Source organism: Lysinibacillus sp. FJAT-14222, from assembly GCF_001278875.1.
Taxonomy (GTDB): Bacteria; Bacillota; Bacilli; order Bacillales_A; family Planococcaceae; genus Lysinibacillus; species Lysinibacillus agricola.
The window spans coordinates 1-621 of the sequence record NZ_LIYL01000074.1 but is presented as its reverse complement, the minus strand read 5'-3'; the positions used below and the strand labels follow the sequence as shown (position 1 = coordinate 621).

The following is a 621-nucleotide window of genomic DNA, read 5'->3' as shown; positions in this document are numbered from 1 at the left end:
TTCTCTTTTATAGCCGGTGATCGTTTCGTATTGTTGATTAACATCGATAATTAATTGATTTTCATCAACGATTACAACAGCATCACCTAATTTTAAATAGTATGTTAATTCCTTCGGTATTTTTTTACACATTTAGAAGACCCCTTATCCATTGTTTAATTCATTAGCAAAACTAGCAAGTCGGTCAGCCGACAATGCAACTTCTTCAAATGCTTTACCTAATTCATTGACAACGTTAGCAAAAACATTAATCTCTTCTTGTGAATGTTCATTATTCTCTTGGGTTTCTTTCATAGATTGTAAAATTTGCTCAAAACATATGTCTGTTTGTTTCATAATTTGATGTTCGTCATGAACAGATTCATTAATCATGTCAAGTGAAGCTGATAACTTTTCCACATTAGACACAGTGGATAAAATTAAATGAGCTACATTTGAGACTGATTTTTTCGTTACTTCTGATAATTTTTTAACTTCGTCTGCTACAACTGCAAATCCTCTTCCATGTTCGCCGGCCCTTGCTGCTTCAATTGCTGCGTTTAAAGATAATAAATTAGTTTGATCAGCTATTTTCGTTACAATATCAATAATGCCTTGAACTTCCTTTGTTATTTTTAATAA

General features: G+C 31.9%; 1 protein-coding gene. It reads right to left on the bottom strand.

The genetic code is table 11. The features are described from left to right. Positions 1 to 144: 144 nt before the first annotated feature. Positions 145 to 621 (bottom strand): methyl-accepting chemotaxis protein (locus AN161_RS27135; protein WP_241774671.1); only part of this gene is annotated, 477 nt, incomplete at its 5' end.